Consider the following 16,607-nt stretch of genomic DNA (forward strand, 5'->3'; position numbering starts at 1 on the left):
CCCTATATGTATGATTATCAGCCAATACGGAAAATGGCATGGTCTTAGAAACCTCAAATATCCATGAGGCCCCGGTTATAAAAGAGATCAGCATGCTTAGAAACTATTTCAAAACCGCATTCAGAAGTTTGATCCGTAACAGGAATTACACGATCATCAACATCGCCGGACTGGCCGTTGGGATCGCCGTCTGCATGATGATCTTTATCATCATACAATTTCAAACCGGCTTCGACACTTTTCACGCAAAAAAAGACCGGATCTATCGGGTCCTGACCGAATATCATCACGCAGGTGCAGCATCGGTTTCATATGGAAAAGACATCCCCTTCCCATTGCCCCGGGCATTGAAAACGGCTTTTCCCCAAATCGAACAGGTAGCTCCGATCTTCGCGAGCCAGGATGACCAGCTGCTGATCCCCGATAATAACGGAACGACGGTAAAAACATTTAAAGAACAGCGGGGCGTATTCTTTACCGGACCTTCCTTCTTTACCATGTTTGATTTCCCGTTGCTCGCGGGCTCGTATGCCTCCTTAAAAGACCCGAACAACGTATTGCTCACAAAAGAGATCGCAGAAAAATATTTCGGTGACTGGAAAACGGCAATGGGTAAAACCATTAAACTGGAAACAGGTGGCTATATCTTCGAGCACGGCACGGAAAGACTGAAAGTTTCAGGCATCCTCGCGACCATCCCCGTAAACACGGACTTTCAGCTAAAACTGGTCGTGGCGTATGGAACGGGCTTTACCGGTAGCATGATGGCAAGATCCACCGACTGGGAGGACCGGACAAACTCAGGATTTGGCTGTTACGTTCTGCTGCCATCGAATATTTCCGCCGGCAATCTAAACCGGCAGCTAAGTGCATTCTCCCGGAAGGTGGAATCCCCCGACGATAAGGACAGTCATATTATCCAACCGCTAAGCGCGGTGCATTATGATACGCAAACAGGCAACTATAGCAACAAAACCATCAGCCGCCAATTGCTGAATGTCTTGTGGCTGATCGCGGCATTCATTCTGCTGATCGCCTGCATAAACTTTATCAATCTCTCGACCGCCCAGGCTGTCAACCGCGCAAAGGAGGTTGGCGTAAGAAAAGTGCTGGGGAGCAACAAATCACAATTACAGATCCAGTTCATCATCGAGACATTCCTGATCGTCGCCATCGCTGTACTGCTTGCAACCCTGATTACAACACTTACAGTACCTTCTGTAAACAATCTCTTAGAACTTTCGCTCTCTTCCCACATCTTGAACGACCCTTCGATCATTCTGTTTCTATTGGGGGTAACGGCTGTTGTAACCGCATTCGCCGGCTTTTATCCTTCCGTCGTTCTGTCACGCTTCAATCCTGTTAATGCGTTAAAGAGCAAAGGCACGGCAAATGCCGGAAAGGGGATGTCCTTGCGAAGAGGATTGGTGGTGTTTCAATTCGTGATTGCCCAGGCACTGATCATCGGAACATTCATCATCGTAAAGCAAATGGACTATTTCATGAATCAACCGCTGGGCTTCGACAAAGATGCAATTATAAATGTCCCGTTCCGTACGGACAGCCTTCGGCTCAGCAGGCTGGACTATCTAAAGAAACAGCTATTGTCGGTAAACGGCGTACAGGCGGTAAGCTTCAGCTCCAACACCCCGGTCGAAGACGCCAATGATATGTGGAGCACATTCAAATTTAACCACGCCGCAAAAGACGCGGATTTTAAAGCAATTCTCAAATTCGCCGACAACGAATATGTCCGGACCTTTAAATTACCGCTGCTAGCCGGAAGAAATTTGCAGCAATCCAACATGGTGAGTGAGTTTATAGTAAACGAGTCCTTTGTGAAGAACCTGGGACTCAAAAATCCCGAAGACATCTTGAACAAGGAGATAAGCCTCTGGGGTGATCAGATGCAGGCAAAAATTGTCGGTGTACTGAAAGATTTCAATGACAGATCTCTACACGATAAGGTGGCGCCGTTGGTCATCACGACCGACATGGTGATGTACAATCAAGCAGCAATAAAATTGGCGACGACAAACATTTCCTCCACGCTGGAATCCGTCAGGACAATATGGGAGCATACATTCCCCAATTTTGTCTATGAATATAGATTCCTCGATGACAAGATCGACAGCTTTTACAAACAGGAGAATCAGCTGGCGCAGCTGTATAAGATCTTTGCAGGCATCGCGATATTCCTTAGCTGCCTTGGATTGTATGGACTAGCCTCCTTCATGGCAGTGCAGCGAATAAAAGAAGTGGGCATCCGTAAAGTACTCGGCGCTACCACAGGAAATATCGTTTATTTGTTCTCAAAGGAATTTATCCTGCTGATCGCCATTGCCTTCGCCATCGCGACACCCATCGCCTGGTATTACATGCACCAGTGGTTGCAGGATTATGCCTATCGTATCAATATCGATTGGTGGTTATTTGTCGCCGGCGGACTTCTTGCGATAATCATTGCGCTCGCCACGATCAGCTTCCAGGCCATAAAAGCCGCAATCGCAAATCCTGTAAAGAGCTTACGATCGGAGTAGCCCCGATGGCATGTCTGGGCCCGCTAAGGTCTCGCCGGTCGCAAGGCAAATGGTCACAACTCCAGCAACCTCGCAAACCCGGTACTCTTCACCAGGCATTGTATCTGCTTTTCCTCCGATCGGCTCTTCTTCAGTCCCTGCTTTATCGACAGATACAAGATCGTAAGGTACTGCTTCGACAAAAAGTAAAAATTGCAGGGGTCAAGGGATTCCAGCCATTCCCGCCCCGTCGCCTTCTCACCCGAACGCACCAGGGCGATGGACTTGAAAAGATGGATCGAATCGGCCAGGCTGTTCTCGGCCGGCGGCAACACGTACTTCTTCTTGTATTTAAGGAATTCATCGATATAAAAAAGCGCCTCCTCATATTGCTTTGTCAACACGAGGATATGGGCCATGGTGCCATAGAACCGGAACACCGATACATAGTTATCCAGGGCAATGGCTACCGTAGCATAGAACTGTCGCGCCCTGATCAGGATCAGCTCGGGGTCGGTACCGGCCGTAGTTGCCTGGATCAGCTGCGTGGCAAAGTAGCGGGCAACCGTGGCGGGTGAGCCGTTTTTATTCAGATCATGCCGGAGCACCGCCTGACAATGCTTTTCCATGTTCTTATCGTCCATGACCAGCCAATACCGCAGACAAAGCAGGTAATTGCCGAAGATCTGCGCCTCCGGGTTCTTCTTTTCATACAGATAAAACCGTAAACCATCCCCGTAAAAAGCATTCAGCCGGTCGGTATGGATAAACTGCTCGAAATAATAAAGCTGTCCGTTGTTCGTCTTGGCGATCTCCCGCTGAAACTGATCGATCAGTCCGGGATGAAATTCCAGAAAGGTGATCGTATGTCTGACAAAATAGAAAAAAGTAAAATCATTCTCATCCGATACTTCGGTCTCTTTGAAAAGCGATACCACGTAAAATAAAAGGTCTGTATTCTGCTGCTCCTTACTTTTCAAAGGTTTCCGCTTGACAGTCGTCACAAAATCATCAAAAGAGGCGAAACCACAATAAGCGGCGAGTATGTTCAATGTGTAAACGGACTGCGCATGTTTGGTGTCCATCAAATTGAAAAATCGTCTTAGCGTATTGAAGCTAAGCGTCAAATTGAGCTGCTGTGTGATATGGTGAAAAAGATAACGGCAATCGGTAGAGGATAAGACCCTTCGACCAAGCATCCTTTCTATGTAAAGCTTCAACTGATGTATGTGTTCGGACTCCATAACGATAAGCTTTTGTTGAAGGAACTGCTTTATTCATTAAGGTGAGGATCGCCTTGAGTAGAACCATAAAATGTCCGGACAAGTAAGCAATGGAAATAAGCAAAAGAAGTAAGCAACGCGGATTGACTGTGCAGGATAAAGTTTGGCGGTAGAACGGTGTAGCAGGATAAGGTCTGATAAACAAATATAAATCTTTTTAATAGTATTTCTACTATGTAACCATAGATATAAAATTGATGAAAGCACAGGAAAGTGAAGTGGCGCGCCAATTGCATAAGGGAAAAGCCGGGTTTGTCGAAACTCCCCAAAGACCCCGGAACCGCGGATCGGCGCGGGAAACGCCTCCGTGGGCAAAACTGGGCATTTTTATTAACATTTTAGTTTCTACTTTCATACACATATTCAGTAATTCACCTAAACCTAACTTGAATGCCTACTTGTTACATAAGTATCTGAAACACCTCTTTCATAATTTTATTTTCGCGGATCCGCAATACCTTGTCTGCAGGATCATCCACCCTCCCACGAGAATTCAATATTCCATGGTAAGACATCCGGGGTCACCTCCACCACAAACGGTTCAGAAGATCAATCGTGCATAACGAACTATAACTGCCGCAGTACAGCATGTAACTGAGATTGGCGCAGCCGTTTCCAATTCGTAATGACTAAAACCCGTTGCAATGATGATGACCCGCATGTTACCTTTGTTGATCGTGACTGTCTTTGGCGTTTCCTGCATTTCGTCAAAAAAAACGGCCTATTTCTCCAATCAGGGGCCCGCAGAGATCATCTCTTCCAATCAGGCCCCAAAGCCGATGATCGAGATCAACGATCTTCTTAGCATTACGGTAACCAGCCTGAGCCCCCAGGCTTCGAGCGAATACAATATTCCCAATACCGTCGGCTTCACCTCCTTAAGTTATAACAGCGCCATTTCCCCCGTAAGCGGGTACCTGGTCGGTCCCGATGGCTTTATAAAATTCCCGCGACTGGGCAAGATCAGGGTAGTGGACCTCACCCCCGTGGAACTGGAAGAATGGCTCACCAGCGTCCTGCTGGAAGAGGGATCACTGAAGCAGCCGCTCGTTACGGTAAGACATTTGAACTTTAAAGTGACCGTACTGGGCGAAGTGGCGCGGCCCGCAGTGTTCAATATCCCCAATGCCAGAATATCCCTGCTGGAGGCCATCGGCATGGCCGGCGACATGACCATCTATGGAAGAAGGGATAATGTGCTGCTGATCCGGGAGGAGAACAAGAAGAAAGTGACAGTCAGGATAAACCTGAACTCGAGCGATCTGCTGAACTCGCCCTATTATTACCTTAAGACGAATGACGTAGTATATATAGAACCAAACGGCGCAAAGGTTTCCAGCGCCACCAGGGCCCAGAATCTAATACCCATCGTGTTCAGCGCCCTGTCTTTTGCCGTCATCGCTCTCGACATTCTCTCACGCTAACTTTTGAGTATGCACATTCATTCAGTAGAAGCGGAAGGAAAACCGGAGAAATTGGAGCTTAACCAGTTATGGTTAAGATACGTTGTTTACTGGCCCTACTTTCTGATCCTTCTGTTACTGTCATTGGCCGGGGCCTGGCTTTACCTGGAGCTAAGTACGCCCCTTTTCGAGGCCTCTGCCAGAATATTGATAAAGGACGAGACCAAGGGGGCCGAAGACTCCAAAGGCATCGAATTCATGACGATGGTCAACGCCGCCAAGCTGATCGAGAATGAAAGCGAGGTCATCTCTTCAAAAACCCTGTTGTCCACTGTCGTAAAAGAACTTGACCTGTATGCCCAGGTCTTTACCGAGGGCCGGTTCAGGGACCTGCCCGCCTATGTCAGCTCCCCGGTGAGAATAGAAGCGAAAACTCCCGATGATCTGTCCGGCGCCGAAAAGACCTTTTTCAAGTTCAACCGGACCTTGCAAAAGGTGACGATCGGTAGCGCCAGCTACCCCCTCAATACCTGGGTAAAGGTTGGCGCCGACAGCCTCCGGTTCAAAATCAACCCCCGCCATGACGGCAGCTACAGCGATCAATACTATTTTTCACTGTTTTATCCCTCCGCGGTCGTCTGGGACATAAAGGACCACCTGGAGGTGACCTCCATCAGCAAATCCTCCACGATCCTGGAGTTGCTGCTGAAAGACGCCGTCCCCAAACGGGGCGAAGACATCCTCAACGGATTAATGGCCGCCTATAATAAGGCGATGGTCTACAACAAGAATACCCTTGCCTCCAATACCCTGTTTTTCGTAAAGCAGCGGCTGGAACATGTGTCGAAGGACCTCGATTCCATCGAACACCAGATCCAGTCATACAAAGAAAGTACGGGTTCCATCGATATAGGCGCGGAAGGCGGGCTGTTCCTGAAGAATGTGAGCGACAACGATCAGAAGATAAGTGAGATCAGCATGCAACTGGCCGTTCTGGACCAGGTCGAAGACTACGTTCTCAAAAAGGACAATAAGGCCGGGATCGTCCCGGGAACCCTTGGAGTCGACGATCCCATTCTGTCAAACCTGCTGAATTTACTGTATAATGCGGAATTGGAATATGAAAAGCTGAAAAATACGGAAGGGCCGAAGTCGACCGCCCTGCTTGCGATAAACAGCCAGATAAAGAAGATCCAACCCAGCATTCTAGAGAACATCCGGAGCCAGCGCAAAACGCTGCAGGCCCGGAAGCAAAACCTCCGTTCCACCAACGACACCTATTCCTCAGCCATCCGGAATATTCCGCAACGGGAAAAGCAACTGGTAGATATCAACCGGCAACGATCCATCATCAGCGGTATTTATACATTCCTGCTGGAAAAACGCGAGGACCTGGCGCTCTCCTACGCCGCATCCATCCCCGGTACAACCATTGTTGACAATGCAGAGTCCACGGACCATCCGGTTAGTCCAAAGTCAAAAAGAATATATCTGCTCGCGTTTGCCATTCCTATCCTTGTCGGCATGGCAATCATCACCGTCAAGGAAACCTTCAGCAGCAAGATATTGTTCAGACACGAGATCGAAAACCTGACCATCCATCCCGTCATCGGCGAGATCATGCATAATAAGTCCGTTACCCCCATCGTCATCGGAAAGAATGCAAGAACATTTATCGCCGAACAATTCAGGCAACTTCGGGTGTCCCTTTCACTCAATAAGAACAAGACGAATTACCGGAAGATATTAGTAACGTCTACAATAGCCGGGGAAGGGAAGAGCTTTATTGCCCTGAACCTTGGCATGACCTTCGCACTCACCGGAAAATCGGTGGCCCTGCTGGAACTGGATATCAACAATCCGAACATCAGCAACAAACTGAATATCCCCTCCTACCCCGGCATCGCCGATTATTTACAGGATAAATGCCATCTGGAAAGCATCATCAAGCCATATAGTAAACTCGACAGGCTGTTCGTGCTCCCGGCTGGGAAACTCCCCGACAATCACTTTTCCGAACTGCTTGAAAATGGCCGGATAAACAACCTGGTCGATTATTTAAGCGACGCCTTCGACTATGTCATCATCGACACGGCACCCACCAGTTCAATAACCGATGCTTACATATTGTCTTCTCAATGCGATATCACATTATATGTAGTCAGACATAAATATACGCCGAAAGTGTTTATCCAAAGACTCGACCAGAACCACCAGTTGATGAACATCGCCCTTGTATTCAATGATATCCGCCCAAGGGGTTTTGGCAAGTATCACTATGGGTATGGTTATGGCTATGGCTATGTTTACAAGGAAACAAAAGCAAAAAAAGAAAACCTGACGATCCAAAAGAACCGCGTTTGAGCATCGCTGTAAACAATTCCAGTTAATTCATCAACACTTTTTTTATGCATTGTGAGAAACATTGGCTGGCCGTGTACACCAGGCCCAGGTGGGAAAAAAAGGTAGCAAAGTTATTTAACAGCAAAAACGTGGAGAATTATTGTCCGCTCAACAGGGTGGAACGGCGGTGGTCCGACCGGAAAAAGGTCATTGACGAACCCCTGATCGCCTCTTATGTATTCGTTCGTGCACAAGAATCGGAACATATAATGATCAAAGAGACCGATGGTGTTTTGAACCTCGTTCACTGGTTGGGCAAACCCGCCGTCATCCGGGACTCGGAAATAGAGTCGTTGAAGAAATTCCTAAATGATTATTCCAACGTAAGCCTCGAAAAGATCGAGGTCAATGTAAACGATGACGTAAAGGTCATCTATGGACCCCTGATCGAACGGGAAGGAAAGGTGGTGGAAGTGCAATACAACTATGTAAAAGTACTCCTGCCTTCACTGGGCTATTCCCTGCACGCCCATGTGCACAAATCACATATTGAAAAGATACACATCGATGCAGAAGGGTTATTACAACCGGTCTGCACGGCTCTCGCCTTCGTAATGCCGTATCTATGCGCGTAGCTTTTTTGACAAACTATGATTCCACGGATGTCCGCAACTGGTCCGGACTTGGCTACTATCTGGCCAAAAGCCTGGAGCAGCAGGGTATCCAGCTGATCAGGATCGATTGTTCGGTTAAATTCTCCCTGGCGCAACGCATCAGACGCCGGCTGATCAGGCTGTGCTGGCGCAAGATCCAGCAGCCCGAACGGGATAACAGCTACTTACAAAAAATGGCCGATAAGGCGTCCCGGCTTCTGGCCGGCCGGCAATATGATCTCATTTTCGCGGCAGGGTCCCTTCCCGTCAGCTTTCTACGGTCCGACAAGCCCATCGCTTTCTACACGGATGCCACCTACGACGGTCTCATGCGGTTATATGCCGATAAGGATAAATTGTGGCCTCAAAGCCTCCTGGAAGGGAATAAAGCTGAAGAAAAGGCCATTCACAATGCCGATCTCATCTTTTATACATCTGAATGGGCCAGGAAAAGCGCCGTAACCGGGTATAAAGCAAATCCGGCAAAGATCAGGCAGCTGGGCTTCGGACCAAATTTGGAGTCCGCCCTATCACCGGCAGATATGCAAATGCTGATCAATCGCCGAAAAAAGGCACGTCAAAAGAATTTTCTCTTCCTCGGGGTCGATTGGGACAGAAAGGGGGCAGCTATAGCCATTGAAACGATCGCCCGGTTGAATGATCTGGGTATGCCGGCCACGATCACGATGGCGGGATTCCGGGTACCGCCTGGGATTTCGCTGCCTCCTTTTGTTATTTACTACCCATTTATTTCCAAAGACAAACCGGCAGGGGTAAGGCAATTGCGCAGCTTATATGAAAATGCCGCTTTCTTCCTCCTCCCTACCCTCGCGGATTGTACGCCCGTGGTTTTTTCTGAGGCCGCCTCCTATGGGTTGCCGGTCATTACCACCGATGTGGGCGGTTGTCCGTCGGTTGTCATCGATAAGGTAACAGGCTATTGCCTCAGCAAGAAAGAATTCGTGGAGGAGGTCGCCAAAAGGATCGCCACGCTGTGGCATGACGAAGAGCTGTACGAAGCCTTCTGCTGGCAGGCCTTCGACCACTATAAAAATGACCTGAATTGGGAGGCCATCGGCAAAAAGGCGGTAGCATCCTTGCAACAGCTGGTAAAAAAGTATGCCGACGTTTTGCCTTTCCCATTTTACAACAACTAAAAACCCAGCCTATGATAGGACTGTGTTTCCTGTTGCCTGCCATTTATTGTTATTTAAGTGGCAGAGCGTGGCTGGCGGCATTTCTATTGTTCTTCCTGGCAACGGCGGGATTTCAGATTATCCCCGTGCAATGGATGGCGATGCCGCCGCTGGGAGTCCGGAAAGCCTATGACTGGGTACTTCTCTTCACCGGCATCATCGTCCTGATCAAACCCCAGATCCTCGCCGGGTTATTTGCATGGAAGCATTTCAGAATACTGGTGCTGTATTGCTCGTTCCTGGTGGTGCTGTTGTTGTACAGCATTTTCGTGAAAGAGATCGAGGTCAGCGTAGCGCTCAGGGTATTTCGCAATTTCATCTTCTTTATCAGCCTGTTCCTTTTCCTTCCGCTGCAGCCGGCGGATTTCGAAAAAATATGGAAAGGGGTGGTATATGCCACATCCATCGCTTCCGTTTTGTATTGCCTTCAACCGCTGCTGCACGTGGGTATCCTCAATAAGGTCGTGTCGGACCTTGACGAAGACCTGCAATTGGGAATTGTATCCCGGTATTATAATGTACCGGTATTTATCTGCCCCGTACTGTTCTTTCTTTTCTACCCGCAACATACCTTCCACATCCGGTTCCGGAAGATCCTGCTGGGCATCAATGTGCTGGCCGTGCTGCTCACCCAGCACAGGAATCTGATGATCGCCGTGCTGTTTTCCTTTTTCCTGTACCTGATCTTCAATAACAAGCTCAGGCTGGGTAACGCGATCATCTATTGCACCCTCTCCATTGGAATACTGATCGGCGCGGATAGCTTTCTGAACAACCGCCTCTCAAAAGGACTCGAAGACATCGGAAAAACGTCCCTGAACCGGCAGACCGAACAATTTCAAAACGTGTCCTTGAGCGATCTGTCGACCACAGAGTTCAGAGAAATGCTTTTTATGGAACGGCTGGACTTTGTATCGAAAAACCAGACCCGCGTCTTCTTTGGAATTGGCCTGATGACCGATGACTCCAAAAAAGCAAGAAACCTGCGGTTTTATGTGGGTGCCCCGGATGAGGATGGGAATATCTCCCAGATCGCCAACATCGATATCGTTTGGGCAAGTATGCTCCTGCAGCTTGGCATCGTGGGATCACTGATCTTTATTTTCCTTCACCTGACACTCTTAAAGGAATTCTTCATGCAAAGACGTAATCCATATATGCAGACGGGCATCTTTTACATCGTCAGCCTGTTTATATCCTCCCTCTACGGCAGTGTCATCGCCATGCCCTTTACCATGTGCATGACCATGTTGTATGCAGCTTATTATTTCAGATTAACGGTACATCGCGTCAACCCCGGAAAATTATGCCCGGTATCCACATCTCGGTAATTACATCCCTGTACAGATGCACCGCCTTCCTGCAGGATTTCCTGTTGCATTACTCCAGGATAAAAAATATTGACGAGTGCGAGCTCATCCTCGTTCACAATGACCCCACCGCTGAAGAGTTGGATATGATCAATAATTTCACGCAACCGCGCATTAATCTCGTTCACATCGTTGTAAAAAGGGAGGGACTGTACGCCTCCTGGAATCGGGCAATCGACGCGGCATCAGGCGAATATCTCGCCGTGTGGAACGTAGACGATATCCGGACACCCGACTCCTTGCTCGCTCAAAAAAACGCCCTGGAACAAACTAATGCAGCCCTCTCCTATGGCGACTTTTATGGCACCCGTACCTATGGCCCCAATGCGGATAAATTATATCAATACCCGGAGTATGACCGCTGTATAAAAGAAGCATTCCGGCGACACATTATCGGCTGTTTTCCCATGTGGCGAAAGACGATCCATAAAGAATTAGGATATTTTGACGAGCAGTTTCGCCTGGTGTCCGACTATGAGTTTCAATTGCGGGTGATCCGCCGGCTCCCCCTGGCCAAAGCGGCTTCCGTCCTGGGCTACTATCTGGAGCATGCCGGCCACAAGTTGAGCAGCAACCGCCGCGTACAACGCCGCGAACGAACCGCTGTCCAACTGCGTTACCATATGTTCGATAAACTCCTCCTGCACGTCCTGCCATTTGCCTTTAGATACAGGCTCAACCATATCCTGAGTTTTGGAAAATGGGTGCCCGTTCGATCCATCCTTCCCAGCCGGACGGGAATAAATACCGGCGAGCTGTGGTCCTTGCTGCGAATGCCTTTTACGTATGCCCGCTGGTTTCTCAAAAGAAGTTTTCAAACACTATATAACATCCTCTTTCATAAACAACATGCCGCGCCGTGATCAGTGTAGTGATCCCCACATATAACAGGGCGGACTCGTTGACCGCCTGCATCGAAAGCGTCATGCAGCAACAATTTGCCGGCATGGAGCTGATCGTCGTCGACGACGGCTCCTCCGACCGGACCGCTGAGTTGCTCGACAAGCTGCAGGCACGCTACCCGGACATGATCGTGATCAGCAATCCCGCCAATTTGGGCGTCAATTACACCCGGAACCGCGGCATCGAACGAGCCTCGGGAAAATTTATCCTGTTCCTGGACAGCGATGACAAGCTGGTGGACGGCTGCCTCAGCCGCATTTGTGAGACGATAAATTCAAACCCGCACTATCATCATTATTTATTTTGGGTCTCCGACCGGCTGGAAGAGTGCAGGAATGCCGTTCAATGCAGGCATATCCACTATGAAGACTGGATCAAAGGAACGATCGTCGGCGATTTCACCCATGTGGTGGCCGCCGATATCATGAAAAGAACCCTCTTCTTTGAAAAATTCCGGATGTATGAATATCTCAACTGGCTCCGTGTTTTTAAAGCAACCACCCCTCAGCTGCTGGCGACCTTTATAGCGGCCGAACGGGAAAGAGACCGGCCGGACAGCCTTACCCACGCCTCCCGCTTGCAGGATATTGCCATCATAACGGCAAAATTCGAGTCGAAGCAGTCGTATTATGCGCTGCACCATAAAGACCTGCTGCTCTTTCATTCAAAAGCGTTATCAAATAAGCTGCTGGCTACGGTAATGCTCGGAGTGGCCTGTAACAGAAAAAAGGACAGCTACCGGATGCTTAAATATAGCGACAGGCCAATGATAAAACTGGCCGGTTCACTCATCTTGCTCATTCCCCCTCTTTTGATCAGGAAATTGATTATTGCCTGGTCGGCCTTAAAACATAGATCATGGAAAGGATCGTTCACTTGATATTTACCCTTGAGTCGGGTGGCTCGGAGAACATGCTGATCGACATTGCCAATGAACAGGCGTCCATGGCAGATGTCACCATCATACTCATCAATAAGAAATATAGTATGGACCTGGTGGCCAGGATCAATCAGAACGTCCATTTCTATTCTTTACACCGGAAAGAAGGGGATAAAAAATCGCTGTCGTTCCTGGTCAGGCTTTGGGGCCTCCTGCTCAAGATCCGGCCTACGGTCATCCACTGTCATAATCAAAATATCATCGGCTTACTGCCGATCTGGCGGAAAAGGACCGTGCTTACGATCCATTGCCTGAAGGCGGTCACGACGCATTTGAAAAAATATAGAAAGGTGTATTCCATATCAAACGCCGTATCAAACGATATCCGGGCGAGGGTCGGCATCCGGTCGCCCGTCGTGCTGAACGGCATCAACTTCGCCGATATCTTTCCGAAAATGGATTACGGGTTCGAAACAAGTATGCCGGTCAGGATCGTGCAGGTAGGCAGAATGATCCATGAGACAAAGGGGCAGCATATACTGCTAAAGGCGCTGCACAAATTGATCGTTACCGAAAAGCGGGACAATATCTATCTCGATCTGATTGGTTCGGGCCCCTCTCTCCCCTATCTGCAATCCCTGGCCAAATCCTTAAAACTAAACGGGCATGTATCTTTCTTAGGGGAAAGAAGCCGGGAATGGATCTACGAGCGGCTTTCTTCTTACCATATCCTCATCCAGCCGTCGTTGTCGGAGGGGTTTGGTTTGACCGTGCTGGAGGGCATTGCGGCTGGCTTGCCGGTAATTGCTTCCGATCATGCCGGTCCGGCGGAGATCCTGAGCGGGATGCCCGGCGGCTATCTGTTCAGGTCCGGCGACGAAGACGATCTGGCCGGCACCATCCGGAAAGTGATAGCCGCGATGCAGGAAGGCAAGATGCAACAGCGCTGTGAGGCCTCCCACGAACTGGCGGTCGGCAGATACTCGATCCACCGCACCGCCTTCGAATACCTGCATCATTATTCCCGCCTGAACAGAGTAACCTCATGATAGCAAAGTCGATAGCAGGGCATGTGTTGCTGGTGGGCCCCGACTACCGGGATCACAGAGGGGGCATTGGCGCCGTAATAGCCGTGCACAAAGCCCTTTACGAGGAATTCAATTTCATAGCGAGCCATAAGCCACTAAAAAATAACCTCTTAAAAGCGTTGTATTTCATCAGGCAACTGGGAAGACTGATCGGCTTCCTGTCAACACACCCGGATATAAAAGTGGTGCACATCCACTCCTCCAAGCAGGGCAGCTTTTACCGGAAGTTGATCGTTGCCTGTATCGCAAAGGGGATCTTTCGCAAAAAGACGATCAATCACATTCATTCGGGAAATTTCGGTCGCTTCTATGATAACAGCAATGTCCTCGTAAAAAGGCTGATCCGGTTTTTCTTAAAACTGAATGATGTAACCCTGGTGGTCTCCGGTTCATGGAAAACCTATTTTGAGACATCTTTTCAGTTGACCCAGGTTCACAAGATCAACAACATCGTGACACCCCACCAGCCCGGCGGCAGCCTCCACGCCGGTACAAAGAACGGATTGGTCTATTTTCTGTTCCTGGGGATGATCCATCCCAATAAAGGGATCTTCGACCTGCTACAGGTGCTGAAAGACCATCGGGCAGAGTTATCCAACCGGATCAAATTGTTCATAGGCGGCAACGGCCAGACCGGGCAATTGATCAAAATGATCGAAACAGCCGGTCTCGGCGAGATGGTCGAGTTTAAAGGGTGGGTCACCGGCAGTGAAAAAGCCCACCTGTTGGAGTTTTCCGATGTATTCGTTCTGCCTTCCTATTATGAAGGCTCGCCGGTGGCGGTGCTCGAGGCCATGAGCTATGGGACACCGGTCATCTCGACGACCGTCGGCGGAATCCCCGAGATCGTCCAACCCGGTCTCAACGGCTGGCTCCATCGCCCCGGCGACCAGGGAGCCCTGCTCGATGCGATATTGTACTACATCAACGATCCGGAGAATATAAAACGGCACGGCGCGGGCTCCATGCAACTGATCGAAGACTATTATCCCGGGTCCGTCGAACCACAGCTCGCATCGGTATATTCCTCACTGTTATCATGAACTCCTGGCATTTACAAAGACTCAGGTCGATGACCCTGCCCGAACTGGTGTATCGGGCCGCCCAGCGGCGACAATCCATAACCCTGAAAAGGGAAATGGGTGTACACAGCGCAGCCGTTGACTTTACCACCGTTGCAGCGATACTGCCGCTTACCGACGAGCTCTTTTCCGCGACAGAGCATATCGATATCTTCGGTATACCGGTGCATCCAGCCGAGATCAGGGACTGGTCCTTCGACGTACTCAACAAGTGCCGCTTCCCGGTAAAGTATGCAAAAGACATCGATATCCGCACGGGAACCTCCGGCAGCGCAAAACATGTCTGGGAACTGAATAGAATGCTCTTCCTCCCCCGTCTTGCCCTCTTGTACAGGAAGACCAGAGACGTTCATTATCTTACCCTGATCATGCGCCTGGTGAGCGACTGGGTCGAAAAGAACCCCTACCTGGTCGGGATCAACTGGTACAGCAATATCGAGATCAATATCAGGCTGATCAACTGGTTCCTTACCTGGGAAATTTTACGCGTGGAGGAGATCGCCCACCGGAATACATTCTTCAGAGCATTCGTGAACGACACCTGGGTTCCTTCCATTTACCAGCATTGTAAATTCTCCTATGCACACCCCTCCCTGCATTCATCGGCAAATAACCACCTCATCGCCGAATACGCCGGTTTGTTCGTAGCTGCCAGCAAATGGACCTTTACCGAAAGCAATGACTGGAAAGACTATGCAAAACGCGGGCTGGAAAGGGAGATCGTCCAGCAACACTCGGCCAACGGCATCAACCGGGAAGAGGCGGCGGAGTACATCCAATTCATCACCGATTTCCTGCTGATCGCCCTGGTTACCGGGGACAATACCACCAACGCCTTCTCGACCGCGTTCCGGGACCGGTTCAGGTCCATTCTAAGCTATATCGGTCATTTATTGACCATTAACGGACAGTTCCCGAAATATGGCGACGAAGATGACGGCCGGGTCTTCCTGCTCAATGAAGACCTTCACGATAACAATTTTATCTCCCTTTTACAGGCGGGCGCCATCTATTTCAACGATCCGGACTATTGGCGCGGCGGACCGGAAGCCGATCAGAAGAACCGGCTGTTGTTTGGCATCAAAGCGCAGGCCGCATCGGCAAAAAGCAACGGAACGGAAACGGTAAGGTCTTCGAAGTTCTACCCCGATGAAGGCCATTTCATCTTCAGGAAACAAACCGCTCCGGGCAGAGAGATCTACTGCCACTTCGATGCCGCCCCGCTGGGCTATTTGTCCATCGCCGCACACGCACATGCCGATGTACTTTCCTTTGTAGTATATCTCGACGGGCACCCCTTTCTCATCGATCCGGGCACCTATTGTTATCACACCGATGCCGAATGGCGACACTATTTCGTCAGCACCCGGGCGCACAATACCATCGGCATCCGTGGAATGGACCAGGCCGACTTTGTAGGCCCTACCCTATGGCTCAACCATTATAAGGTCCTCGTAAAGGATTATAGCCTGTCGGCTGATTATGACCATGTAATGGCCACGCACACCGGGTACAAAAAATGCCACATTCAGCATACAAGAAGACTCGAATTCCTGAAGGCCGATGATAAAATAGTCATTACGGACTATATCGAAGCAAAAGGCGGCAAACCAATTGGTCTCGAAATGCCCTTTCATCTGCATCCCGCCGTGGACTGTAAGCTCGACGGCCATCACTCGGTGATCTCATTTGCAGACAGGAAGGTCGTGATGCAACTGGACAGCCAGATGCAATGGTCGGTTGTAAAAGGATCTTTGAACCCCCACCTGGGTTGGTACTCGGACAGATTTTACAAAAAAATACCCTCGCCGGTGATCATCGGCGCCATGCCTTGCACCAGCTCCCTGCAACTAAGAACTGAGCTGGCGTTTTCCTAAAATCGTTGAA

At 49.5% G+C, this 16,607-nt stretch carries 12 protein-coding genes; 11 read left to right on the forward strand and 1 reads right to left on the reverse strand.

From position 1 onward, the window contains the following. The first annotated feature begins 92 nt into the window (after positions 1–92). Positions 93–2,540 (forward strand): ABC transporter permease, encoded by a 2,448-nt coding sequence (locus VGM48_RS08665; RefSeq protein ID WP_331578071.1) that lies wholly within the window; start codon positions 93–95, stop codon positions 2,538–2,540. A gap of 53 nt (positions 2,541–2,593) precedes the next feature. Here VGM48_RS08665 and VGM48_RS08670 read toward each other — a convergent pair whose 3' ends face one another. Continuing rightward, on the reverse strand, positions 2,594–3,499 hold the full coding sequence (locus VGM48_RS08670; protein ID WP_331578073.1) for a hypothetical protein: 906 nt from the start codon (positions 3,497–3,499) through the stop codon (positions 2,594–2,596). A gap of 947 nt (positions 3,500–4,446) precedes the next feature. Between VGM48_RS08670 and VGM48_RS08675 the strand changes: the two genes are divergently transcribed. Genes VGM48_RS08675 through VGM48_RS08720 form a run of 10 tightly spaced genes read left to right on the forward strand, consistent with a single transcriptional unit; the run spans position 4,447 to position 16,597 of the window. Continuing rightward, entirely contained in the window at positions 4,447–5,226 is a 780-nt protein-coding gene (locus VGM48_RS08675; protein WP_331578075.1) for a polysaccharide biosynthesis/export family protein, read from the forward strand. A gap of 9 nt (positions 5,227–5,235) precedes the next feature. Next, entirely contained in the window at positions 5,236–7,569 is a 2,334-nt protein-coding gene (locus VGM48_RS08680) for a GumC family protein (protein WP_331578077.1), read from the forward strand. 44 nt (positions 7,570–7,613) lie between these two features. Beyond that, positions 7,614–8,183, forward strand: coding sequence for a UpxY family transcription antiterminator (locus VGM48_RS08685; RefSeq protein WP_331578079.1), 570 nt, complete (start codon positions 7,614–7,616; stop codon positions 8,181–8,183). Next, complete coding sequence (locus VGM48_RS08690; protein ID WP_331578081.1) at positions 8,174–9,358, forward strand: glycosyltransferase family 4 protein; 1,185 nt, start codon at positions 8,174–8,176, stop codon at positions 9,356–9,358. Before VGM48_RS08685 ends, VGM48_RS08690 begins: the two co-directional genes overlap by 10 nt. Positions 9,359–9,369: 11 nt before the next feature. After that, on the forward strand, positions 9,370–10,728 hold the full coding sequence (locus tag VGM48_RS08695; protein WP_331578083.1) for a hypothetical protein: 1,359 nt from the start codon (positions 9,370–9,372) through the stop codon (positions 10,726–10,728). Further along, positions 10,704–11,630, forward strand: a complete 927-nt coding sequence (locus tag VGM48_RS08700; RefSeq protein ID WP_331578085.1) for a glycosyltransferase — start codon at positions 10,704–10,706, stop codon at positions 11,628–11,630. Before VGM48_RS08695 ends, VGM48_RS08700 begins: the two co-directional genes overlap by 25 nt. Continuing rightward, on the forward strand, positions 11,627–12,550 hold the full coding sequence (locus VGM48_RS08705; RefSeq protein ID WP_331578087.1) for a glycosyltransferase family A protein: 924 nt from the start codon (positions 11,627–11,629) through the stop codon (positions 12,548–12,550). Before VGM48_RS08700 ends, VGM48_RS08705 begins: the two co-directional genes overlap by 4 nt. Next, positions 12,529–13,599 carry a glycosyltransferase gene (locus VGM48_RS08710; RefSeq protein WP_331578089.1) on the forward strand — a complete coding sequence of 357 codons (1,071 nt, stop codon included), beginning with the start codon at positions 12,529–12,531 and terminating at the stop codon, positions 13,597–13,599. The genes VGM48_RS08705 and VGM48_RS08710 overlap by 22 nt, the downstream gene beginning before the upstream one ends. Continuing rightward, entirely contained in the window at positions 13,596–14,681 is a 1,086-nt protein-coding gene (locus VGM48_RS08715; RefSeq protein ID WP_331578091.1) for a glycosyltransferase family 4 protein, read from the forward strand. The genes VGM48_RS08710 and VGM48_RS08715 overlap by 4 nt, the downstream gene beginning before the upstream one ends. Beyond that, positions 14,678–16,597: an alginate lyase family protein gene (locus VGM48_RS08720; protein WP_331578093.1), complete on the forward strand. Its 1,920-nt coding sequence runs from the start codon at positions 14,678–14,680 to the stop codon at positions 16,595–16,597. The genes VGM48_RS08715 and VGM48_RS08720 overlap by 4 nt, the downstream gene beginning before the upstream one ends. The last annotated feature ends 10 nt before the right edge of the window (positions 16,598–16,607 follow it).

Source organism: Puia sp. (assembly GCF_036500295.1).
Classification (GTDB): Bacteria; Bacteroidota; Bacteroidia; order Chitinophagales; family Chitinophagaceae; genus Puia.